This is a genomic window from Stenotrophomonas sp. Bg11-02 (assembly GCF_002836635.1).
Taxonomy (GTDB): domain Bacteria; phylum Pseudomonadota; class Gammaproteobacteria; order Xanthomonadales; family Xanthomonadaceae; genus Stenotrophomonas; species Stenotrophomonas lacuserhaii.
The window spans coordinates 50,998-72,714 of the sequence record NZ_PJAY01000049.1; the positions used below are offsets into that span (position 1 = coordinate 50,998).

22 protein-coding genes, 5 tRNA genes and 1 other RNA gene are annotated in these 21,717 nt (G+C 63.0%); 20 read left to right on the forward strand and 8 right to left on the reverse strand.

What is annotated here, in order from left to right:
* Positions 1 to 17: 17 nt before the first annotated feature.
* From lon to CXG43_RS03730, 7 genes are all read left to right on the forward strand, one after another.
* Positions 18 to 2,480: an endopeptidase La gene (gene lon, locus CXG43_RS03700; protein WP_101098729.1), complete on the forward strand. Its 2,463-nt coding sequence runs from the start codon at positions 18 to 20 to the stop codon at positions 2,478 to 2,480.
* Between the two features lie 204 nt (positions 2,481 to 2,684).
* On the forward strand, positions 2,685 to 2,957 hold the full coding sequence (locus CXG43_RS03705) for an HU family DNA-binding protein (protein WP_042613351.1): 273 nt from the start codon (positions 2,685 to 2,687) through the stop codon (positions 2,955 to 2,957).
* A gap of 11 nt (positions 2,958 to 2,968) precedes the next feature.
* A tRNA-Val gene (locus tag CXG43_RS03710) sits at positions 2,969 to 3,043 on the forward strand.
* Positions 3,044 to 3,069: 26 nt separating this feature from the next.
* Positions 3,070 to 3,146, forward strand: a tRNA-Asp gene (locus CXG43_RS03715).
* A gap of 86 nt (positions 3,147 to 3,232) precedes the next feature.
* Positions 3,233 to 3,309 (forward strand) — tRNA-Asp (locus CXG43_RS03720).
* 106 nt (positions 3,310 to 3,415) lie between these two features.
* Positions 3,416 to 3,492 (forward strand) — tRNA-Asp (locus tag CXG43_RS03725).
* Between the two features lie 145 nt (positions 3,493 to 3,637).
* Positions 3,638 to 5,596 carry a peptidyl-prolyl cis-trans isomerase gene (locus CXG43_RS03730; RefSeq protein ID WP_101098730.1) on the forward strand — a complete coding sequence of 653 codons (1,959 nt, stop codon included), beginning with the start codon at positions 3,638 to 3,640 and terminating at the stop codon, positions 5,594 to 5,596.
* 73 nt (positions 5,597 to 5,669) lie between these two features.
* On the opposite strand, the gene CXG43_RS03735 is transcribed toward CXG43_RS03730, so the two are convergent.
* A complete protein-coding gene (locus CXG43_RS03735; protein ID WP_101098731.1) occupies positions 5,670 to 6,881 on the reverse strand; it encodes a lytic transglycosylase domain-containing protein in 1,212 nt (403 codons plus the stop codon).
* Complete coding sequence (gene gloB, locus CXG43_RS03740) at positions 6,878 to 7,642, reverse strand: hydroxyacylglutathione hydrolase (RefSeq protein WP_101098732.1); 765 nt, start codon at positions 7,640 to 7,642, stop codon at positions 6,878 to 6,880. The genes CXG43_RS03735 and gloB overlap by 4 nt, the downstream gene beginning before the upstream one ends.
* Before the next feature lie 11 nt (positions 7,643 to 7,653).
* On the opposite strand from gloB, the gene CXG43_RS03745 reads away from it, so the two are divergent.
* The 3 genes from CXG43_RS03745 to dnaQ are packed head-to-tail and all read left to right on the forward strand — an operon-like array spanning position 7,654 to position 9,509.
* Complete coding sequence (locus tag CXG43_RS03745) at positions 7,654 to 8,334, forward strand: hypothetical protein (protein WP_101098733.1); 681 nt, start codon at positions 7,654 to 7,656, stop codon at positions 8,332 to 8,334.
* A complete protein-coding gene (rnhA, locus tag CXG43_RS03750) occupies positions 8,321 to 8,776 on the forward strand; it encodes a ribonuclease HI (protein ID WP_057506972.1) in 456 nt (151 codons plus the stop codon). Before CXG43_RS03745 ends, rnhA begins: the two co-directional genes overlap by 14 nt.
* A gap of 4 nt (positions 8,777 to 8,780) precedes the next feature.
* Positions 8,781 to 9,509, forward strand: a complete 729-nt coding sequence (dnaQ, locus tag CXG43_RS03755; protein ID WP_101098734.1) for a DNA polymerase III subunit epsilon — start codon at positions 8,781 to 8,783, stop codon at positions 9,507 to 9,509.
* Between the two features lie 40 nt (positions 9,510 to 9,549).
* On the opposite strand, the gene CXG43_RS03760 is transcribed toward dnaQ, so the two are convergent.
* Positions 9,550 to 10,254 (reverse strand): protein phosphatase 2C domain-containing protein, encoded by a 705-nt coding sequence (locus CXG43_RS03760; protein ID WP_101098735.1) that lies wholly within the window; start codon positions 10,252 to 10,254, stop codon positions 9,550 to 9,552.
* 166 nt (positions 10,255 to 10,420) lie between these two features.
* On the opposite strand from CXG43_RS03760, the gene CXG43_RS03765 reads away from it, so the two are divergent.
* Positions 10,421 to 10,511 (forward strand) — tRNA-Ser (locus CXG43_RS03765).
* 398 nt (positions 10,512 to 10,909) lie between these two features.
* Complete coding sequence (locus tag CXG43_RS03770) at positions 10,910 to 11,311, forward strand: DUF6165 family protein (RefSeq protein WP_101098736.1); 402 nt, start codon at positions 10,910 to 10,912, stop codon at positions 11,309 to 11,311.
* Between the two features lie 81 nt (positions 11,312 to 11,392).
* Here the strand turns inward: CXG43_RS03770 and CXG43_RS03775 are convergent, their stop codons facing one another.
* A complete protein-coding gene (locus tag CXG43_RS03775) occupies positions 11,393 to 12,430 on the reverse strand; it encodes a glycosyltransferase family 9 protein (RefSeq protein WP_101098737.1) in 1,038 nt (345 codons plus the stop codon).
* 21 nt (positions 12,431 to 12,451) lie between these two features.
* On the opposite strand from CXG43_RS03775, the gene CXG43_RS03780 reads away from it, so the two are divergent.
* The 4 genes from CXG43_RS03780 (at position 12,452) to CXG43_RS03795 (ending at position 14,724) form a co-directional block, all read left to right on the forward strand.
* The gene (locus CXG43_RS03780) at positions 12,452 to 13,201 is read left to right on the forward strand and encodes a 3-deoxy-D-manno-octulosonic acid kinase (protein ID WP_101098738.1); all 750 of its coding nucleotides are present in this window, start codon (positions 12,452 to 12,454) and stop codon (positions 13,199 to 13,201) included.
* The gene (locus CXG43_RS03785; protein ID WP_101098739.1) at positions 13,201 to 13,953 is read left to right on the forward strand and encodes an MBL fold metallo-hydrolase; all 753 of its coding nucleotides are present in this window, start codon (positions 13,201 to 13,203) and stop codon (positions 13,951 to 13,953) included. Before CXG43_RS03780 ends, CXG43_RS03785 begins: the two co-directional genes overlap by 1 nt.
* 104 nt (positions 13,954 to 14,057) lie before the next feature.
* Positions 14,058 to 14,360 (forward strand): type II toxin-antitoxin system Phd/YefM family antitoxin, encoded by a 303-nt coding sequence (locus CXG43_RS03790; RefSeq protein ID WP_101098740.1) that lies wholly within the window; start codon positions 14,058 to 14,060, stop codon positions 14,358 to 14,360.
* Positions 14,344 to 14,724, forward strand: coding sequence for a type II toxin-antitoxin system RelE/ParE family toxin (locus CXG43_RS03795; protein WP_101098741.1), 381 nt, complete (start codon positions 14,344 to 14,346; stop codon positions 14,722 to 14,724). Before CXG43_RS03790 ends, CXG43_RS03795 begins: the two co-directional genes overlap by 17 nt.
* 184 nt (positions 14,725 to 14,908) lie before the next feature.
* Here CXG43_RS03795 and ffs read toward each other — a convergent pair.
* Positions 14,909 to 15,005: signal recognition particle sRNA small type (ffs, locus tag CXG43_RS03800), an RNA gene on the reverse strand.
* 173 nt (positions 15,006 to 15,178) lie between these two features.
* Between ffs and CXG43_RS03805 the strand changes: the two genes are divergently transcribed.
* The 4 genes from CXG43_RS03805 to CXG43_RS03820 all read left to right on the forward strand — a co-directional run bounded on the left by CXG43_RS03805 (position 15,179) and on the right by CXG43_RS03820 (position 19,117).
* Positions 15,179 to 15,583 (forward strand): hypothetical protein, encoded by a 405-nt coding sequence (locus CXG43_RS03805; protein ID WP_198551426.1) that lies wholly within the window; start codon positions 15,179 to 15,181, stop codon positions 15,581 to 15,583.
* Positions 15,580 to 16,185 (forward strand): hypothetical protein, encoded by a 606-nt coding sequence (locus CXG43_RS03810; RefSeq protein ID WP_101098743.1) that lies wholly within the window; start codon positions 15,580 to 15,582, stop codon positions 16,183 to 16,185. The genes CXG43_RS03805 and CXG43_RS03810 overlap by 4 nt, the downstream gene beginning before the upstream one ends.
* A gap of 305 nt (positions 16,186 to 16,490) precedes the next feature.
* On the forward strand, positions 16,491 to 18,107 hold the full coding sequence (locus tag CXG43_RS03815) for a TOPRIM nucleotidyl transferase/hydrolase domain-containing protein (RefSeq protein ID WP_198551425.1): 1,617 nt from the start codon (positions 16,491 to 16,493) through the stop codon (positions 18,105 to 18,107).
* Entirely contained in the window at positions 18,092 to 19,117 is a 1,026-nt protein-coding gene (locus CXG43_RS03820; protein WP_101098744.1) for an AAA family ATPase, read from the forward strand. The genes CXG43_RS03815 and CXG43_RS03820 overlap by 16 nt, the downstream gene beginning before the upstream one ends.
* Positions 19,118 to 19,175: 58 nt before the next feature.
* Here CXG43_RS03820 and CXG43_RS03825 read toward each other — a convergent pair whose 3' ends face one another.
* From CXG43_RS03825 to CXG43_RS03830, 3 genes are all read right to left on the reverse strand, one after another.
* Positions 19,176 to 19,868, reverse strand: coding sequence for a hypothetical protein (locus tag CXG43_RS03825; RefSeq protein WP_157825188.1), 693 nt, complete (start codon positions 19,866 to 19,868; stop codon positions 19,176 to 19,178).
* Positions 19,865 to 20,035, reverse strand: a complete 171-nt coding sequence (locus tag CXG43_RS19040) for a hypothetical protein (protein ID WP_157825187.1) — start codon at positions 20,033 to 20,035, stop codon at positions 19,865 to 19,867. Before CXG43_RS19040 ends, CXG43_RS03825 begins: the two co-directional genes overlap by 4 nt.
* Before the next feature lie 396 nt (positions 20,036 to 20,431).
* Positions 20,432 to 21,583 carry a HEPN-associated N-terminal domain-containing protein gene (locus tag CXG43_RS03830; RefSeq protein ID WP_101098746.1) on the reverse strand — a complete coding sequence of 384 codons (1,152 nt, stop codon included), beginning with the start codon at positions 21,581 to 21,583 and terminating at the stop codon, positions 20,432 to 20,434.
* Positions 21,584 to 21,717: the final 134 nt, after the last annotated feature.

Genomic DNA, 21,717 nt, shown 5'->3' on the forward strand with positions numbered 1-21,717 from the left:
CCCTTCCTGGAGCCCCCATGGCCCGTTCCCCAACTGAGACTCTCGACCTGCCGGTACTGCCGCTGCGTGACGTGGTGGTGTTCCCGCACATGGTCATCCCGCTGTTCGTCGGCCGTGACAAGTCCATGCATGCGCTGGAAAAGGCGATGGAAGCGGACAAGCGCATCCTGCTGCTGGCGCAGAAGTCGGCCGAGACCGACGATCCGCAGGAAGCCGACCTGTACCACGTCGGTACCCTCGCCCAGGTGCTGCAGCTGCTGAAGCTGCCTGACGGCACCATCAAGGTGCTGGTGGAAGGCCTGTCGCGCGTACAGGTCAGCCAGGTCGGCGAGCGCGATGGCGCGCTGCAGGGCACCGCTGTGGAGATCCAGGCCGAAGACGGCCGCGAAGCGCGTGAGATCGAAGCGATCGCCCGTTCGCTGATGTCGCTGTTCGAGCAGTACGTCAAGACCAACCGCAAGCTGCCGCCGGAGCTGCTGCAGACCCTGGCCGGCATCGAAGAACCCGCGCGCCTGGCCGACACCATCGCCGCGCACATCAGCGTGCGCCTGGCCGACAAGCAGCGCCTGCTGGAAGTGCTGCCGGTGGGCGAGCGCCTGGAGATGCTGGTGGGCCTGGTCGATGGCGAAATCGACGTGCAGCAGATGGAAAAGCGCATCCGCGGCCGCGTCAAGTCGCAGATGGAAAAGAGCCAGCGCGAGTACTACCTCAACGAACAGATGAAGGCCATCCAGAAAGAACTGGGTGACCTGGACGATGCCCCGGGCGAGCTGGAAGAGCTGGCCCGCAAGATCGCCGAAGCGGGCATGCCCAAGCCGGTGGAAACCAAGGCCAAGGCCGAACTGACCAAGCTCAAGCAGATGTCGCCGATGTCCGCCGAAGCGGCCGTGGTGCGCAACTACCTGGACTGGATCCTGGGCGTGCCGTGGAAGAAGCGCACCAAGGTGCGCAAGGACCTGAAGGTCGCCCAGGACACCCTGGACGCCGACCACTACGGCCTGGAGAAGGTCAAGGACCGCATTCTGGAATACCTGGCGGTGCAGTCGCGCGTGAAGCAGATGAAGGGCCCGATCCTGTGCCTGGTCGGGCCGCCGGGCGTGGGCAAGACCTCGCTGGGCCAGTCCATCGCCAAGGCGACCAACCGCAAGTTCGTGCGCATGAGCCTGGGTGGCGTGCGCGACGAGGCCGAGATCCGCGGCCACCGTCGCACCTACGTCGGTTCGATGCCGGGCCGCATCGTGCAGAACCTCAACAAGGTGGGCAGCAAGAACGCGCTGTTCCTGCTCGATGAGATCGACAAGATGTCGATGGACTTCCGCGGCGATCCGTCCTCGGCGCTGCTGGAAGTGCTGGATCCGGAGCAGAACAACTCCTTCAACGACCACTACCTGGAAGTGGACCTGGACCTGTCCGAAGTGATGTTCGTGGCCACGTCCAATTCGCTGAATATTCCCGGCCCGCTGCTGGACCGCATGGAAGTGATCCGCATCCCCGGCTACACCGAGGATGAGAAGCTCAACATCGCCATGCGCTACCTGGTGCCCAAGCAGATCAAGGCGGCCGGCCTGAAGCCGGAAGAGCTGGAAATCGACGGCGCCGCCATCCAGGACATCGTGCGCTACTACACGCGCGAATCCGGCGTGCGCAGCCTCGAGCGCGAAATCGCCAAGATCTGCCGCAAGGTGGTCAAGGAGATCGCACTGGCCGGTCCGGCCGGCCTGCCCAAGCCGAAGGCGGTCAAGGGCAGGAAGGCGAAGAAGGGCGCGCTGGTGACGGTGGACGGCAGCAACGTGGACAAGTACCTGGGCGTTCGTCGCTTCGACTTCGGCCGCGCCGAAGAAGAGAACGAGATCGGCCTGGTGACGGGCCTGGCATGGACCGAAGTCGGCGGCGACCTGCTGCAGATCGAATCCACGCTGGTGCCGGGCAAGGGCCAGCTGATCCTTACCGGCCAGCTGGGCAACGTGATGAAGGAGTCCGCCTCGGCAGCGCTGTCGGTGGTGCGCTCGCGCGCGGTGCAGTTCGGCATCGATGCCGCGTTCCTGCAGAAGCAGGACGTGCACGTGCACGTGCCCGATGGTGCCACGCCCAAGGACGGCCCCAGCGCCGGCGCGGCGATGGTGACCTCGCTGGTGTCCATCCTGACCAAGGTGCCGGTGCGCGCCGACGTGGCGATGACCGGCGAGATCACGCTGCGCGGCCGCGTGACGGCCATTGGTGGCTTGAAGGAGAAGCTGCTGGCGGCACTGCGTGGCGGCATCCGCACGGTGATCATCCCGGAGGAGAACCGCAAGGATCTTGCCGACATCCCCGCCAATGTCACCCGTGATATCGACATCATTCCGGTGAAGTACATCGAGCAGGTACTCGACCTGGCACTGGAGCGTCCCCTGACGCCGAAGAAGACGCGTAAGACTGCGCAGCGCGTCACTGTTCGCAGCAAGACCAAGACACCTTCCGCCACGCGCGTCAAGCACTGAACCGCGCACCGCAAACGGCCGAAACCCGCGTCATTGCTGGGTTTTCGGCTTGCGCGGGTGTGGGGCCACTGGTATAAAAGCAGCACTCGCGAATCAGCTGCATCCAATTCGCCGAACCGAACCGATTTGCCCTCGTGCGTGCTGCACGCAACGATGGCTTCCCTGGCTAATCCGCGGGTCCCCCGCAATAAGGAGCTGTAGAGAATGAACAAGACCGAATTGATCGACGCCGTTGCCGAGACCGCTGACCTGACCAAGGCAGAGTCCGCTCGCGCTGTCGATGCCGTCGTTGCTGCCGTCACCAAGGCACTGAAGAGCGGTGATGCTGTGACGCTGGTCGGCTTTGGCACCTTCCAGGTCCGTGACCGCGCTGCCCGCACCGGCCGCAACCCGAAGACCGGCGACACCATCGCGATCGCTGCTTCGAAGAATCCGTCGTTCAAGGCTGGTAAGGCCCTGAAGGATGCTGTAAACTAAGCGGCTCGCTGGGGTGCTTAGCTCAGCGGTAGAGCGTCTCCTTTACACGGAGAGGGTCGGGGGTTCGAAACCCTCAGCACCCACCACAGCACCGCGGTAAAGTTTGAAATGTGGAGCGGTAGTTCAGCTGGTTAGAATGCTGGCCTGTCACGCCGGAGGTCGCGGGTTCGAGTCCCGTCCGCTCCGCCATTTTCAACGAGGCCTCCGGGTTCATCCTGGGGGCTTTGTTTTCTCCACCGCTTCGGCGGCGTGGAAGGCAAAAAGTTTTGCAGCACGGAGCGGTAGTTCAGCTGGTTAGAATGCTGGCCTGTCACGCCGGAGGTCGCGGGTTCGAGTCCCGTCCGCTCCGCCACTGCAGATTTGGTAACACCTCGTGAAAAACTTCTAAAAAAAGTGTTCATGAGGCTGGGCAATCAGACCATCTTCGGATAGAATGAGCGCCTGCAAAGTTTCAACGCGGAGCGGTAGTTCAGCTGGTTAGAATGCTGGCCTGTCACGCCGGAGGTCGCGGGTTCGAGTCCCGTCCGCTCCGCCACGATTGAAGAGCCCCTGGTGAAAACCAGGGGCTTTTTTTATGCCCCGGATCCGGGCCCGCGCCGCCCCTTGCAGCCGGTGCTTTGGAGCCTGCGCATGAAGCGGGTTACACTGCGCGGCTCGCCACTCAGGCCATGATTTTTCCCATGCTGCAGAAACTTCGCGACAAGACCTCGGGCTGGATCGTCACTGTGATCCTGGGGCTGCTGATGATCCCGTTCCTGTTCGTCATCGATAGCAGCTACCTCGGTGGCGTCGGTGCGCAGAACGTGGCCAAAGTATCGGCACCGCCTTCCTGGTGGTCCTCGGCTCCGTCCTGGTGGCCGGCCCGCCTGCTATGGAAGCACCACGAAATCACCTCGCAGGAATTCCGCGAGCGCTTCGAGCAGGAGCGCGCCCGCGTACGCCAGCAGCAGGGCGAGGACTTCGATCCGCGCGCCTTCGAAAGCACCGAGAACAAGCTCGCCGTGCTCGACCAGCTGATCGACGAACAGGTCGTGCGCCTGGCCGGGGAACAGTCCGGCGTGGTGATCGGCGATGAGGCCGTGCGCGAATACATCGCTGCCATCCCGGCCTTCCTTGGCCCGGACGGCAAGTTCAACGGCGACCAGTACCGCATCGCGCTGGCCAGCGGCAACCCGCCGCGCACGCCGGACATGTTCGCCGAGCTGGTCCGCACCAGCCTGCAGCAGTCGGTCATCCCCAGCGCGCTGCAGAACTCCGGCTTCGTCACCGAAGCCGAAACCGAGCGCCTGCTCAAGCTGCTGGGCGAAACCCGCGACGTCGAGATCGCCATGCTGCCCGAGCAGCCGGCTGACACCGCCCCGGTCACCGATGCGCAGATCAAGCAGTGGTACGACACCCACGCCAAGGACTTCCGCCAGGCCGAGTCGGTCAAGCTGGAATACGTGGAAATCAACGGTGCCACGCTGCCGGCGCCAGCCGCCCCGGACGAAGCCAGCCTGCGCAAGCGCTACGAGGAAGAGAAGGCGCGCTTCGCCACGCCGGAGCAGCGCCTGGCCTCGCACATCCTGATCAGCACCGGTGACGGCGCCGAAGCCAAGGCGGCCAAGCTGGCCGCCGAAGCCAAGGCCGCAGGCGCCGATTTTGCCGCACTGGCCAAGGCCAACTCCGATGACACCGGCTCCAAGGAGCAGGGTGGCGACCTGGGCTGGGTGGATCGCGGTGCGATGGTCAAGCCGTTCGAAGATGCGGTGTTCGCGGCCAAGGCCGGCGACATCATCGGCCCGGTCAAGACCGATTTCGGCTATCACGTGATCCAGGTGCGCGAAGTGCGCGGCGGTGAAGGGCGTTCCTTCGAAGAAGTGCGCGACCAGCTGATGGCCGAGCAGACCAAGGCAGATGCCGAGCGCGGTTACACCGAACTGGCCGGCCGCGTGGTCGATGCGACCAACAAGAGCCCGAGCGATCTGGCCGCTGCCGCCAAGGCGGTGAACCTGCCGCTGCAGACCGTCGGTCCGTTCACCCGCCAGGATGCCACCGGCATCGCGGCCAACCCGGCCGTGCTGCGCGCTGCGTTCTCCGACATCCTGGTGCAGGATGGCACCGCGAGCGATCCGATCGCGCTGGACGAAGCGGGCAACCACAGCGTGGTGATCCGCGTTGCCGAACATACGCCGGAGCAGGCCATCCCGCTGGACAAGGCACGTGAGCAGGTCATCGCTGCCGTGCATGCCGACCGCACCCGCCAGGCTGCCGAGAAGGCCGCTGATGCGCTGCTGGCCAAGCTGAAGGGCGGCCAGACGCTGCAGGCGCTGGCGGAAAGCGAGAAGCTGCAGGTCAGCCCGATGCGGGGCCTGCCGCGCACCCAGCCGGTGCCGACCGCCGAGATCAACCGTGCGGTATTCAGTGCGTCGCTGCCGGCCGAAGGCAAGCCGAGCTACGGCAAGGTCGATGTGCAGGGGCGTGCGGTGGTGTTCGCGGTGACCAAGGTCACCCCGGGCGACGTCAAGGAAGTCACCGCCGAACAGCGCCAGCAGCTCAAGCAGCAGCTGAGCCAGATCGATGGCATGGCCGCGGCCGACGCCTTCGTCAAGTCCACCCGCAAGCGCTTCGTCGTACAGACCACCGAAGCCAACCTGTAAGGGTTGGCAGCGGCGGCAGACAAAAAGCCCGGCACTGCCGGGCTTTTTGTTGTCCGATCGAACTGATGTCCGGTCAGTCTTCGATGCGCAGCACGGCACCCGGCTTCAGCACGGCCTTGCCGGTGAGTCCATTGAGGCTGAGCAGGGCCTTCACCGGCATGCCGTAACGGCGGGCGATGGTCCACGGCGATTCGCCATTGCGCACCGTGTGGCGACGGTTGCGCGGACGATCTGCCGCGCTGGCCACGCTGCGTGCGGCCGCCGGTGCCGGCTGTGCCGACGCAACGGCGACGGCCGGCGTCGCAGCCTCATCCACGCTGGCCACCATCGCCGAGGCATCCACGGCCGGCGTATTGACCGGTGCCAACAGGCGGACGGGGGCGTTCTGCGGGCGGGCACGGCCACTGGCGGCCGGATTCAGGCGGGCAATCCGCGCCGGGTCCAGCGAACGCTGGGCGGCCCACTGCTGCACGCTGGTGCCAGCGGGAAGGGTGTGGCTCTTCAGCACCGGCACGGTGCGGTCCAGCGAGGCCATCACCGAGGGCTGCTCTTCGGCGTTTTCCAGCACGCAGGCCAGGGCATGCAGCTTTTCAACATAGGCGTGGGTGATCGGCGACAGGCCGGGCAGCTCGGCCGGCACCGCGTTGGTGGCATTCATCCCGGCCTTGCGCAGGCCCTGCAGCACCCGGTACTCGCCGGCGTTGTAGGCCATGGTGGCCAAGCGCCAGTCGCCGCCGAACATGCCATGCAGGGTCTTCAGGTAACGCACCGCCGCTTGGGTGGAATCCACCGCCGACAGACGTCCGTCATAGCCTTCGCTCATGGGTACGCGGTGATTGCGCGCCGTGGTGGCGATGAACTGCCACAGGCCGGCTGGGCCGGCCGCGCTGCGCGCGCTGGGGCGGTAGCCGCTTTCCACGAAAGGAATCAGGGCGAACTCGGTAGGCAGGCTGGCCTTGCGCAGCTCTTCCACCACATAGCCGAACAGCACCAGTGCATCGTCGTTCTGGTTGGCCAGCCGGGCAGGCGCGTGGGCGAACTGCTTCTGCCAGCGCGGACTGGTGGCCTCGGCATCGCAGGTGGGTTCAGCCAGGCCTTCGCGGAAGCTGGCGAAGATGTCCTGTCCATTGCGCACGCTGGGGGCCGGCAGGGTTGCCGCGTCCAGTGGCAGTGACGCGGCACCGGCGAGATTCTGGGTCAGGCCTGCGCCCAGCGACTGCGCGTTGGCGGTTCCGGCAAGCCCCAGCATGATCCCCAGGGCGAGCGATGGACTTCGGCGCCTCATGCGCGAAAGCCGTCTTTCCAGTGCCGAAGTCCGGCCATCACGTCGACATCGTCGGTGATTTCCCGCCCCAGATAAGCCGACACCGCCGCACGGATGGGCGCGGTGTGGGTGCGCAGGAACGGATTGCTTTGTAATTCGTCTGCCAACAGCACGGGCAGGGTGGAGCGGTCATCGCGGCGCATGGCCAGTGCCTCCTCATGGCGCTGCCTCAGGGCAGCGTTGGCGGGGTCGACATGCCGCGCGAAGACGGCATTTGACACGGTGTATTCGTGGGCACAGCAGACAAGCAGCTGGCCCGGCAGGGACGCCAGGCTGCGCATGGTGGCGAGCAGCTGGGATGGCGTACCTTCGAACAGGCGCCCACAGCCCAGGCTGAACAATGCATCTCCACTGAAAAGGTGTTCATCAGTGTGAAACGCGACATGGCTGAGGGTGTGCCCGGGCACGGATACTACGTGGAACCTCCGCCCTACTGCCTGAACGTGTTCACCATCGGATACGCGCTCGGTGGCCATCGGAATGCGCGGCTCATGTGGCGCGATCACCCTGATGCCTGGAAAACGGGCCTGCAGCGCGCTCACGCCGCCGATGTGGTCATCGTGGTGATGGGTGAGCAGGATCGCCTGTGGGCGAAGTCCTGCCTCGACGGCGGCCAGCACGGGCGCGGCATCGCCGGGATCGATGACCACGGCCGCGCCGTCGTCGCCGGCCAGGCACCAGATGTAATTGTCCGCCAATGCGGGCAGGGCAGTGAGTCGCATAGAATCGGACCATGCCCGCGCTGCAGAGCCTCCGTCAAGCGACACCCGAAACGTGGTTCGACAGCGAACCGGCGCAGCTGCTGTATCAGCTGGAGCAGCAGCTGCTGCTGCCGCAGCTGGCCAGCCTGCCCGCGCAGCCGTGGTTGTGGATCAGCCCCAGCCCGCGCTGGCTGCAGGGCGCGGCCTTGAGCGGGCGTGGCCTGCGGCTGTACCGGGACGGCACCGGGTATGCCGGTGAGGCCCGCTGTGCGTTGCCGTTGCCGCTGCCCAATGAAAGCGTCCAGGCCATCGTGCTGCAGCACGTGACCGCCGCCGATGCCGCGCTGCTGCTGGCCGAGTGTGATCGCGTGCTGATGCCCGGTGGCAAGCTGTTCCTGAGCATCCTCAATCCGTTCAGCCCCTACCGCACCCTATGGCGGCGGCATGGCATGGTGGTGCGCACCCCGCAGCGCCTTCGCCAGCTGCTGGAGCGGGTCGGCCTGGAATGCGGGCCCACCCGTTACATCGGCCCGCTGTGGCCGTCCGGCGGTGGCGGCGGCACAATGACGCCGCTGCGCGCGGCGTGTCTGTTCAGCGCCGAAAAACGCACCTTTGCCTTGCCGGGGCCGACGCCCCTGAAGGTACGCTGGCAGGGGCCGATGGCCACCCCCGGCATGACCCGATCGATTCTGGAAACGCATGAAAACCATTGAAGTACACACCGACGGCTCCTGCCTCGGTAACCCTGGCCCGGGCGGCTGGGCGGCCCTGCTGCGCTACAAGGCGCACGAGCGTGAACTGAGCGGCGGCGAGCCCAACACCACCAATAACCGGATGGAGCTGATGGCCGCCATCTCCGGCCTGGAAGCGCTGAGCGAACCCTGCCAGATCGTGCTCTTCACCGATTCGCAGTACGTGCGCCAGGGCCTGACCGAATGGCTGCCCGGCTGGATCCGCAAGAACTGGAAGACCGCCGGCGGCTCGCCGGTGAAGAACCGCGAGCTGTGGGAGCGCCTGCACGCAGCGACCCTGCGCCACCAGATCGACTGGCGCTGGGTGAAGGGCCATTCCGGCGACCCGGACAATGAACGCGTGGACGTGCTGGCGCGCGAAGCCGCCACCCGGGTGCGCGACACCGGCATGGCGGTAAACTGAGCCCATGCGTCAGATCATCCTGGATACCGAAACCACTGGCCTGGCCTGGCAGAAAGGCAACCGCGTCGTTGAAATCGGCTGCGTGGAGCTGTTCAAGCGCCGGCCCAGTGGCAACCATTACCACCAATACCTCAAGCCGGACGTCGACTTCGAACCCGGCGCGCAGGAAGTCACCGGGCTGACCCTGGATTTCCTCGCCGACAAGCCGGAGTTCGCACAGGTGGCCGAGGCCTTCCTGGCCTTCATCGACGGCGCCGAGCTGATCATCCACAACGCAGCCTTCGACCTGGGGTTCCTGGACAACGAACTGTCCAGGCTGGGGCCGCAGTTCGGCAAGATCACCGACCGCTGCACCGTGGTGGATACGCTGGCGCTGGCGCGCGAGCGCTTCCCCGGCCAGCGCAATTCGCTGGATGCGCTGTGCAAGCGGCTGGGCGTGGACAATTCGCACCGCCAGCTGCACGGCGCGCTGCTCGATGCGCAGATCCTCGGCGATGTGTACATCGCGCTGACCTCCGGCCAGGACGACCTCGGTTTCGACCTGGGCGAAGAGGGCAGTGCGGCGGCGCTGGCGCTGGCGGGGTTCGACCCGGCCAAGCTGCTGCCGCGCCCGCGCGTGCAGGCCACCGCATCGGAACTGGAAGCCCACGCCGCCCGCCTGGAACGGCTGCGCAAGAAGGCTGGCCACGCCCTGTGGGATGGCCCGAAGCAGGAAGAAGCCGCCGTCGCCTGACCCCGGCCTGGGAGTGCCGACCTTGGTCGGCACCGCCCCGTCAGTGGCAGCGCACCAGCACCACGGTGATGTTGTCCGAACCGCCGCCATCCAGCGCGGCGGCCACCAGCGAATCCACGCATTCCTGCGCGCTGGTGTCATCGAAGGCCAGCGTGCGGGAAATCCCGCTGTCGTCCAGCTCTTCGGTGAGCCCATCGCTGCACAGCAGCAGCTGCATGCCTGGGCGCAGCTCGCCGGCAGTGGTGGCCACGTTCAGATGCGCCGGGTCGGTGACCCCCAGTGCCTGGGTGACCACGTTGCGATGCGGATGCGCGCGCGCCTGTTCCGGGGTCAGGTTGCCCTGGCTCAGCATCTCCTGAACCACGCTGTGGTCCTGGCTGAGCTGGGCCAGCTGGCCGTCGCGCCACAGGTAGGCCCGGCTGTCGCCCACCCAGGCCACTTCGTAACGGTTGCCCTGCACGCGGGCCGCCACCACGGTGGTGCCCATCGGCAGGGTGTCGTTGCGGCGGCGCGAGGCACGGATGATTTCTTCGTCCGCGGTGCGGATGGCCTGGGCCAGTGGCACGCCGCGTCGGATCTCGCGCACGATGGTTTCGCGTGCCAGCGCGCTGGCCACCTCGCCACAGGCGTGACCGCCCATGCCATCGGCGACCAGCCACAGTGCCAGCTCACCGTCCCCGTAGTAGGTGTCTTCGTTCAGCGCACGGCGCAGGCCGGGATGGGTCAGGTGTCCGAATTCGATCATGGGGTCGCGCAGGAAAGGGGATGCAGCAGGGAGAACGCCATCATCGCGGCGGGGCGGACATCCGACAAGCGGCGAAGTCAGCGCAGTTTCACTTTCTTGCCGGTGATGGCTTGTGAATATCCGCGCTTCCTCGTATCATGCGCGTCCCCGGTACGCCGGGGAAACCGGAGAGGTGGCAGAGCGGTTGAATGTACCTGACTCGAAATCAGGCAGGCGTTTATAGCGCCTCGGGGGTTCGAATCCCCCCCTCTCCGCCAGACAAAAAGCAAAGGGCCACCCAACGGGTGGCCCTTTGCTTTTTGCGTGGCCGAGAGCGGGCAGGAAAGAACCCACGCGGGGTTCGACGGTTCTGCAGGAGCAGAACCGGACAGCCGAATGGCTGGCCCCGTAGCGCAGCGCAGGGGCTGGGTGCAGGGATGCACCCAGCAATCCCCCCCTCTCCGCCAGACAAAAAGCAAAGGGCCACCCAACGGGTGGCCCTTTGCTTTTTGCGTGGCCGAGAGCGGGCAGGAAAGAACCCACGCGGGGTTCGACGGTTCTGCAGGAGCAGAACCGGACAGCCGAATGGCTGGCCCGGAGCGCGCAGCGCACTGCATTTATCAGCCGCCCACTCCGTGCGCGTTATCATCCCCCTCTGCTTCCAGAGAGTGCTCCCATGACCGCTGAAATCCTCGTCCCCGTCGCCTTCGGCGAACTGCTCGACAAGATCTCCATCCTGCAGATCAAGTCCGAGCGCATCAGTGACGAGGCCAAGCTGGCCAACGTGCGCACCGAGCTGTCCGCGTTGGAAAAAACCTGGATGGCCCATCCGGCCGGCGGCAAAGACGTGGCCCAGCTGCGTGCCGACCTGAAAGCGATCAACGAAGAGCTGTGGGACATCGAAGACAACATCCGCCTGCAGGACAAGGCCGGTGACTTCGGCGATGCCTTCGTCGCGCTGGCGCGCAGCGTCTACCTGCGCAACGACGAGCGCGCGCGCATCAAGAAGGCGATCAACCTGGCGCTGGGTTCGGCCTACGTGGAAGAGAAGTCGTACAAGGACTACCGCGCTGGCTGACGCGGCGGTAGTGACGGCCGCCGGCCGTCATGCCTCCACGTTGACGGCCGGCGCCTCCGGATGGACGGCCAGCGGCCGTCACTACCGGGCGGCGTAGCGTTCGAACGCGGCGATGCCGTCTTCCACCGTGATCAATTCCATCACGTCGTCGAACTCGATCTTGGTGCCCCATTTCAGCGCGCTGGCCGGCTTGCCCAGGTACTTGCGCGCCGCGTCGTCATAGCGGTCCACGCAGTAACGGCGGTCCGAATACGGCCCGCTGCGGTGCGGATTGCTTGCCGCGTGCAGGCCCAACACCTTCACCCCCATCGCGTTGGCGATGTGCATCGGCCCGGAATCCGGCGTCATCACCAGCGCCGCGCGGGCCAGCAGGGCCGGCAGCTGCTTCAGCGTGTCCTTGCCGACCAGGTCCAGCGCCGGCTGCACCAGCTGCGCCTGGATGGTATCGGCGGTGCGCCGCTCCAGCTCGCTGCGGCCGCCACACAGCACGACCCGCCAACCGCGCGCGCTGGCGTGGTTGGCCACCGCAGCGTAGCGATCGGCATACCAGTTGCGCCGCTCGTGGCTGGAACACGGCGAGATCATCAGCACCGGCCGACCATCGTCCTGCCACTGCGCCTGCGCCCAGGCATGGGCCTGCGCTGGCACCGCCAGGTCCCAGCTGACCTCGGTCTGCTTCAGGCCCAGGGGCTCGCAGAAGCTGCCGATGGCATCCAGTACGTGGATGCCGGGACGGTCCGGGATGCGCTCGTTGATGAACAGTCCATGCAGGTCCTTGGAGCGGCTGCGGTCATAACCGATCCGGCGGCGGGCGGATATGAAGGCCGACAGCACGTTGGCCCGGAACGCCACCTGCATCTGCAGCAGGGCATCGAAGCGCTCGGCCGGCAGCTCCGCGCGCAGGGCTTTCATGCCCGCCAGCCCGGTCTTCTTGTCGTATGCATGGAACGTCACCCCGGGCAGCCCGTCCAGCAGCTTCAGGCCCACCTTGTCGATCACCCAGTGGATCCGGGTGCCCGGCCGCGCCGCCTGCAGGGTGCGTACCAGCGGCACCACATGGGTCACGTCGCCCAGCGCGGACAAACGCAAAAGGCACAGGGAAGAGGACGGTGATGCCATGGTGTTGTTAGACTCGAAGGAATGGTCGCATTCGACGCCAATGAAGCGCTGACGCCTTGCCGTGATGGTCGCGGCATGGGTGCCATTCTGTTCGACCGCGAACGGCTGCGGCAAGCCGACGCCAGTCTGTTCTCGCCGCAGCACTGGGGAGAGCGGGCGCGGCCGGTGGGCGAGGGCGGTCGCGGCAGTGCCTGGTTCGTCGACGCACCGTTTGGCCCCAGCGTGCTGCGGCACTACCTGCGTGGTGGCCTGGTGGCCAAGCTGAGCCACGACCGGTACCTGTGGCGCGGCTCGCAGCACACCCGCAGCTTCGCCGAATTCCGCCTGATGCGCGCCCTGCGCGAACTCAAGCTGCCGGTGCCGCGCCCCATTGCGGCGTACTACATGCGAGAAGGCCTGCGCTACCGCTGCGCGATCCTGATGGAACGCATCGAAGACGTCCGCTCGCTGGCCGACCGTGCGCTGGTCGCGGGCCGTGGCGCGCCATGGGAAGAAACCGGTCGGCTGATTGCGCGTTTTCATCGTGCCGGGCTGGATCATGCCGATCTCAATGCGCACAACATCCTGTTCGATGGCAACGGGCATGGCTGGCTGATCGATTTCGATCGCGGCGTGCAACGCATTCCGGCCACCGCCTGGCGCGAGCGCAACCTCAAGCGCCTGCTGCGTTCACTGCTGAAACTGCGCGGCGAACGCAGCACCGATGAGGTCGAGAAAGACTTCGCCCGCCTGCGCCGTGCCTACGACCTGGCGTGGAACCGGGGAACCTGATGGACTGGTCGCTGCGTTTCCTCGGCGTCGGCAATGCGTCGGCGGTGGAGCTCGGCTCGCCGATGTCGGTGATCGAGCGTGATGGTCGGCCGTGGCTGACCATTGATTGCGGCGGCGAGGGATTGACCGCGTTCCAGGCGCACTACGGCCACATGCCGCAGGCGCTGTTCGTCACCCACGTGCACCTGGACCACGTCGCTGGCTTCGAGCGCCTGTTCGTGGATACCTTCTTCAATGCGCAGCGCCGCGGCAAGGTGCGGCTGTACGTGCCTGCGCCGGTGGTGCCGCTGCTGCACAAGCGGATCGGCGACTATCCGAACGTGCTGGCCGAGGGCGGCGCCAATTTCTGGGATGCCTTCCAGCTGATCGTGGTGGGCGATGCGTTCTGGCACGAGGGCGTGCGGCTGGAGGTGTTCCCGGCCCGCCACCACTGGCCGGAAACAGCCTACGGGCTGCGCCTGAAGGGCGCGCTGACCTGGAGCGGCGATACCCGTCCGATACCTGAAATGCTGGCGCGGTTCGCTGATGACAACGAATTGATCGCGCATGACTGCGGCCTGCACGGCAACCCGTCGCACACCGGCGTGGATGACCTGGAGCGCGAATACAGCGCCGAACTCCAGGCGCGGATGATGCTCTACCACTACGCCAGCGTGGCCGATGGCGATGCGCTGCGTGCACGCGGCCACCGCGTGGCGCTGCCGGGGGAGTGCGTGCCGCTGGCGCCGCCGACAGCGGTGCAGGCGCCATGACGGCCAAGGGCGGCCGCCAGGCACGGCACGCCTTGGCGCGGCTGCCATTTGATCAGGTTTAATGGATGCGTTAAAGTTCGGGCAACGCTTCGGCTGGAGAGCCCATGGACCTCTGCGATGACATCGTTCCGCTGAACCAAGTGCGTGCCCGCTTCACGGCGCTGGCCGAAGACGCCCGCAATGGACATGCAAAAGTCATCACCCGCAATGGCGAAAGCTATGTCGCCATCGTCGACGCGCGGAAGCTGGATTACTACCACCGCCTTGAGCGCGAAGTGCAGCAATTGTCTGCATTGCGCGACGTAGTGGACGGGCTGGAGCGCTTGCGGGCGGGAGAAGCGGGTGCTGACCCGGCCGCGGTACGTGGACGCCTGCAGGACAGAGTGAAGCGTGCCACGCGCGGCTGAACCGCGCGTGCTGGCGGTCCACGCCCATCCTGCCTACGAACGCTCGCTTGAAGCGGCGGTGGATGTCCCGCTGGAACTCGGGGCTGTCGATGCAGCTCAGGCCGTACTCGACCGCGCAGCGGGTTTCCTGCCGGAGCTGCTGCTGCGGTATCCCGAGGCCGGGCGTCAGTTTGATCCGCGCAATCTGGAAGGGGCGCGTGTACTGGCTTTGGCGGCGCGGGTGCGTGAGTTGCTGGGCGATACCATCGAGCTGCGTGAGTACGTGCTGGATGACTACCTGGTGCTTTACGCCATCCATGATCGCGCCGTGCACCTGCTGACGCTGCGCCATCATCGGCAGGACGGCTTCAGCCTGGAGCCGTAATAGACCGTTCGCTGCCGCCGGCGGCGCTGCAGGCGCCCTGACCGCATCCGGCGCGCGCAACGATCAGGTAGCGCCGAGCCACGCTTGGCGGGATCCTTCCGGGGCTTCCGGTCCTGACGCAGGCCGCGCTTCGCGCTCGCCGAGCCATGCTCGGCGATACGGGTACGAGGCTGAAAAGGTGGCGACCCCGCCGGCTGACCTCGGCGCCCGCGTCGATCGATACCGTTGCTGCCTTCCGGCCCTGGCGGGATTTTCGATCTAGCGTCGCGAGGGGCCGACGGGGCCACCATAGAGACGTGGTCACCTTGCTGGCGACCTGTCACGGACGTGGCACGCAGCGCGAAGCGCCTGGAACCCGGTCCGGACTGCACATCGCTGGGCGATGGCAGGCGCGCATTCTAGCGCATGCGCGCATGCGTTAGCCAGCACGCACTCAGCGTCGTTCCCCCTCACCATGATGATGCGTCGCCTGACTTCCGGCGCTGCATTCCATGCCTATGCTGAACAAGGTGCTCGCGCCTGCGTTCAATACGAGATGTATCGTATGGGATGGTGTATGGTGGGATTCAACGAAGCCAAGCAACAGGTCATCCGAGACCTGCAAGCGGGCAACTTCGTCCACGAAGTCCGCCGCAACATCAGCAGCAAGAACCTGCTGCTGACCGGGCGGATCAGTGCGTCGGATCTAGCGGCAATTCTCAAGCGCGCGCGGGGGCAGGATCACCGCAGCTCGCCCCACCACCGGGGCGCCGACATCCAGGTGCACGAGATCCTCGCCGCCGGTTGGTATGTGAAGTTCTACTTCCTTTCCGATACGACGTTCATCAGCGTTCACCGACAAGAGTCCATCAGGCCATGAAGCTCTACCGCGAAGGCGAACACAGGGACGCCCTATGTGACCGGGACGGTCGGGTCACCGCCACCTTTGAATACCGGGACGTGCCCTTTTCAGATGGGCGCGCGATTGCGCGTGACATTCTGGTGGGACGGTGCAACGCCTGCGGTGATGTGATCCTCATCCCGGCGCAGTCAACCCCGGCGGTGGCCAATGCGCGTTCAGCGCAGCAGTGCTCGTTCGAGGTCAACGTGCCTTCGGTGTTCGTCGAGCTGCTGGATGCCGCTGCCGCCCGCATCACGCCGCTGGCGACGCCTGACTTCCGCAAACGCCTGTTCTTTTTCTATGTCAACCGCTACGCGCACGGCCAAGAGACATCAGCCGGGCTTGCGAAGCTGGCCAGACGATCAGCAGAGCTGGAAGCAGGCGGGCCGGCCAAGCGGTTGTCGATGAAGTTGAGTGCCTTTGCCAATGAGCGCATCGAGACCGTTCTGCAGCGCTCCTCGTTGACCAGGACCGAGCTGATCAAATGCGTCGCGTTGAAGGTGGGCGACGATATCGTAGCGCCGGAACGGCCACGGCATGTCGGTCAACTGACCGTGCTCGCTGACATCCTGTATGCCTGACCTGCATGAATCCGTTGTAACCTACCTATGACATGACGCCCCTTTTTTGCTACATACGACGTACAGGGGTGACATGACAGCTCTATTCGATTGGCCACCGAGCCAATTCAATTCCACGGCCCAACATGATAGAAACCGGTAAGAACGGTTTGACCTGACCGCCTCGCGCCAATCCACGCGGCGATCCGAAGGCATACTGAGTACTGGCAGATCAGATCTTGGGAAAACTCAACCACTTTTCACTCGGTCCGATCTCTCGATATATTCGAACCGTTCGCACATGAACGCGGGCTCTAGGCTGCGCCTTGCGAACGATCAAACTCGACGTTGAAGCAGGACGAGACAGGGGGTGCTTGGTGCCGACGGTTGCTCGATTAGTTCTTAAGAATTTCAAAAAATTCAAAGACTTTGATATCTCCTTCGACTCCAAGATGAACATCTTGGCCGGCGGTAACGAGGCTGGGAAGAGCTCGATCATCCAAGCGATCGACATCGCGCTCGGCGCAAGCCGTAACAAAGTCGAGTCGCTGGGAATCGAGTCACTGTTCAATGTCCAGTGCATCGTAGAGTTTTTGGCTGGGAACAGGAAGGTTGAAGACCTGCCTGTACTTCTTATCGAGGTCTACTTCGCTGGTGTCACCGACCAGGATTTTGACGGAAGGAATAACAGCCTACGTCAGGATCACTTGGGGATCCGTGTGACCTGCCAGCCAATGGATGAGTACTCTGTTGACATTGCCACAGCCCTTGGCAGCAGGGAAGGGAGCTTTCCGTTCGAGTACTACGAGTGCCAGTTCAAGACGTTCGCGGGCAAGACTCTTCACCCCTACCGAAAGCCTCTGAAGCACCTGCTTATTGACAGTTCCCTGATCAACAACGAGTACGCAACGCGCGAGTACACGCGCGCGATGTACTCCGCTCGGACTAGCATCGCCGATCGCAGCAAGCATGCTTTCGAATATCGTATGGCGAAGAGGAATTTCAGGGAAACAGCTCTCAAGCCACTCAACGACCAATTGAATGACTACAGGTTTGACATTCGCAGCAGTGCGAAGGCTGGCATTGATACCGACTTAGTCATCACTGAGGATGACATCCCGATCGATGGAAAGGGAAAGGGGCGGCAGTGCTTCATCAAGACCGAATTTGCCCTTCGGCGGAGCGAGGCGGCGCTTGATCTACTTCTGCTGGAAGAGCCGGAAAATCACCTAAGCCATGTGCACATGCACAAACTCATTCAGCGAATCGACGCCTCGCAAGGGAAACAGCTGTTCATCGCAACGCATAGCAGCTTCATTGCCACCCGCTTGAATCTGCGCAATGTGCTGATATTGAGTGAGAGCAGCGCATCTAAGCCCGCCTCGCTAGCGTCGCTGTCGCCGGATACCGCTAAGTTTTTCATGAAGGCTCCCGACAACAATGTCCTTGAGCTCTCGCTCTGTCGCAAGGCCATCCTTGTTGAAGGGGACGCGGAATTCATTCTTCTCGGAGCGCTCTATGCGAGCTGCACTGATGGATCCAGCACTGAGAAAGATGGCATCCACGTCGTGTCTGTCGACGGCACCAGCTTCAAGAGATACCTCGAGCTGGCCAAGGCCCTCGGCATCAAGGTCGCCGTGGTGCGTGACAATGACGAGGACTATCAGCGGAACTGCATAGATAGCTACAAGGACTTCGTTGGCGAGAGCATCCAGGTATTTGCAGACGCTGATCCTGAAAGAAGCACCTTTGAGATCTGCATCTACAGGGACAATTCTGGCACCTGTGACGCGGCGTTTGGCGCCAATCGAAGGGAATTGTCGGTCCAGCAGTACATGCTTAAGAACAAGACCGAGGCGGCTTTCCAGTTGCTTGAGAAGCATGGGAACGCCCTGATTGCGCCTGGCTACATCAGGGAGGCCATTAGGTGGATAAGAGCGTAACTTTTGCAGTTGCCGGGTCGGGAAAGACCTCTCTTCTGGTCGCCAACCTGGACCTTGCCAAGCGCTTCAAGATCGTCACTTACACTGAGGCAAATGCCGATAGCCTTCGACGAAAAATAATTCAGAAGTTTGGGCATCTTCCCAAGAACATCGAGGTCTCGACGTACTTTTCGTTTCTTTATGGATTCTGCTACCGCCCGTTCTTGAGCCTCGAGAAGAAGACAAAGGGAGTCATCTTCGAGTTCCCGACCCGAAACTATGCCCTTAGCGACGAAAGGCGATACATGACGCCCGGAAGGTGGCTCTATTCCAATCGCTTGGCGTCCTACGTGACTCGATGCTGTCTTTTGACAGCGATCCGAAATCGGCTCGAGAAGTACTACGACGCCTTCTTCGTGGATGAAGTTCAAGATTTCGCCGGCCATGACTTCAATCTCCTGATTGAGATCTCAAAGGCGAACGTCGAGATCAACTTTGTCGGAGACTTCTATCAGCACACGTTCGACACGAGCAGAGATGGAAACGTCAACGGAACTCTCCATGACAACTATGATGCTTACCAAAAGAGGTTCCGGGATGCGGGGCTGCGCGTGGACACCGATTCGCTCAGATCCAGTCGACGCTGCTCGAGTACCGTTTGCTCGTTCATCACCGAGCGTCTGGGCATTACGATACTGCCGCACGATGAGCGCGCCAGTGAAGTCAGGCTGGAGAATGATCCAACTGCAGCGGAAGGTCTCTACCGCGATATGCACGTGGTTAAGCTGTTCTTAAAGGAGCACTACAAGTACGAGTGCTTTTCCCAGAACTGGGGCGCTTCCAAGGGAGTGGATCACTACGACCACGTCTGCATCGTTCTGAGCGCAAACAATGCCAAGGCATTGCGCAATGGGAAGTTACAGGAACTCCCCTCCAGCACACGCAACAAGCTTTACGTCGCGTGCTCCCGCGCAAGGGGCAACCTAACCTTTGTGCCAGAGGTTCTGCTCAAACACTACAAAACCGTCTGAGCACGGGGAACGCTCCATTGGCCAGCAAGGGGAAGCAGGTGCATGGGAGGGGGGCGCATTACTCGTTCCACCGACGTGGTGCGTCGAGCTTCCCGCAGATCTGATACTGCTGGACCCGGTAGATCGGATCCTTGCTTTCATCCTCCGATAGCACATGGATCAATCCTTCATTGGCCAGTAGCGAGATTGCAGATCGTACGTGCTTTGCCTGGCAGCCGGCCTTCGATCGAAGGGTTTCGTGCTTAAGGCGTACGACTGCGTTGTTACGCGATCGTGCAGCCAGCAGCGTGAGATAGATCTTCAGCGAAGCCAAGGCCGCATCCCCGCGATGAGGGAGCTTGGGGATTCGAGTACGGATCTCCTCGTTGGGCGCCTTCGCCCAACCTTGGTCCACCTGGCCGGGCCCTTGAAGCAGCGAGAAGGAGGACTTCGTTCGTGGCTTCCCGGCTTCATAAGCAATGTAGCCATGATCGGCGGCTAGGCGCACCCCCTTTAGCACCATCGACCGGCTCAGCTGGGTCAGGTCTTCAAGTTCGTCCAGGCTCAGCTTGGCATCGAAATCTGCGGCGGAACGGTCGGACACCGTAATTGCCAGCAGGATGCGTAGAGCTGCTTGAGACTCGCCGGCTCGGCTGCCACCACGCAACAGGGCGAAAGGGGTGCACTGGAACCCCCCTTCGGAATGCAGGTCGATCCTAGGTGTGCGGACGTACCGATACCACCAGGTTGGCATCTTTGACCAAGGCTTCATTTGCGGCGCTCCCGACTGACGAGGCGCTCGATTACCCCGATGAAATTGCTGAAGAGAAGGTAGAACACGACGAGGAACGCGACAACCAGGAAGGCCAAGACCGCCAGCGGACTGGCTGCATTGAGGGATTGAAGCAGTCCTGCTGCTGATTGGAAAAGGGTGTCCATATGGCTCGTCCGAACTGAGGATGCTTGAATTTTGACTCCTCAACGTTGTTGTTTCTAGAAAGAGCGATAGTGGGTGATCGCGCTAATATTCCGTCCAACCCATTGATATGAAAGGGATGAATAGTGTTCAAAGGCCTTAAAGTTACGGTTCATGGGAGGATCGTAAATTGGGCCTGCGGTGAACCGTAATTGAGACTCTGGTGAACTGTAGCCGATACGCTGGTGAGTCAAAGTCTTAGCTGGTTCCTCTCGGGCCCGTACAGAGACGCTCGGGAGCTGAGCTAGGTTCTCTCGTTAGCGAGCGTCGGCAGAAGGCCAGATCGTCTCATCGCCTAACAGCGCGGGAACTCCGCATTTCAAAGGCGTGAATGGTGGGCAAAGGCACAATCAGTGCAATCACATTTCAACTGCGCTGACGAAGGTAATCCCTTTGAATCTATCTTGATCAAAAGGGCTTCCTGACGGGAAGACAACCAAGTTCTTCCCGCCACCATGGGTCGCACTAGGGAAGACTATGCCGTCGATGGAGGCACTACCTTCGGGGGCAAATGATTGAGCCAAGTACTCGCAGACAATCTGGGATGGGACATAGTCAATATGCTCCCTGCCATCTTTCTCGACAGGGCGAGTGATTGCTCTTACGAATCCACCCAAGAAGAGCGCCCTAACTCGCTCCGCCCTTAGGTCAGTTGCAAAGAAGGATGGGACACTGGGGAGCTCGGAGAAGTCAACAACGGTGAGCGGCCTGTCGTTGCGGAAGATCGCAGCAGCAGGGAACTTGCCGTCAGGTACTCGGCCAATTTCAGCAAGGGCAGTCTGTACATCGAACGCCGCATAGAAGTATGGAATACCTGCGGGATTCATGCGCCCAGCTGTCGCCAACTGATTAGGAGGCGGCCCCATCGTGGAAGCTGAAACCGTCATGGATCCAGCATCCGAGAGGTACCTTGCCCTGTAGAACTCTGTTCCAATCTCGAGCATCTTGATCAGCGAGCTTACTTCATCACCGACGACTTCCAGCATGTATGCAACAGGAATCTCCTGTGAACTTTCGTCGCTACGAACATTTCGGAAATTGAACCGAGTCTGGTGCTTCGCCGCATAGGAAAAACTCTCCCAAGAGTGGAGCAGCAGGTCCTCGTCCTGGACATCCGACCAATGCCCGCGCGCAGCCTCAACCCAGTGCTCAGTCAGATCAGCGTCAACAATTTCCTCGCGCAGCGCGTCAACTGGAAAGAAGCCAAGCTCCTGTAGAACATCATCCGTTTCAACAGTTGGAACGATCCACTCTCCATCCACCCAAGGAGTACCAGCATTTGTGGGCTCTGCGTAATATGTTCCGATCACCTCATAAAGGTGTTCCTGGACGTGCTCAAGAGCCAGGACAGGGATCCCCGAATCGCCACAGTATGCACAATCACCTTTGTGGGACCGCAACAAACGCCAGATGTCCTCCTGATTCAAACAAACCTCACAGGTATTGCCCTCAAGTGAGACCCAGCCCCTTTCTTGAGCTTCCGTCCATTCGTGCTTGACCCGTCCCATCATTGCGCCCTCGCGCGCGCCATAGCTGGCATGAGTATAGCCACGACGCAGCAATCCCTTCTTTGCGCCAACTCGTTAGCCTCTGGTGTCACCCCAAAGCGACGCTCGGTGCTCGAGCTGGCTGTCCGGCGACAGCT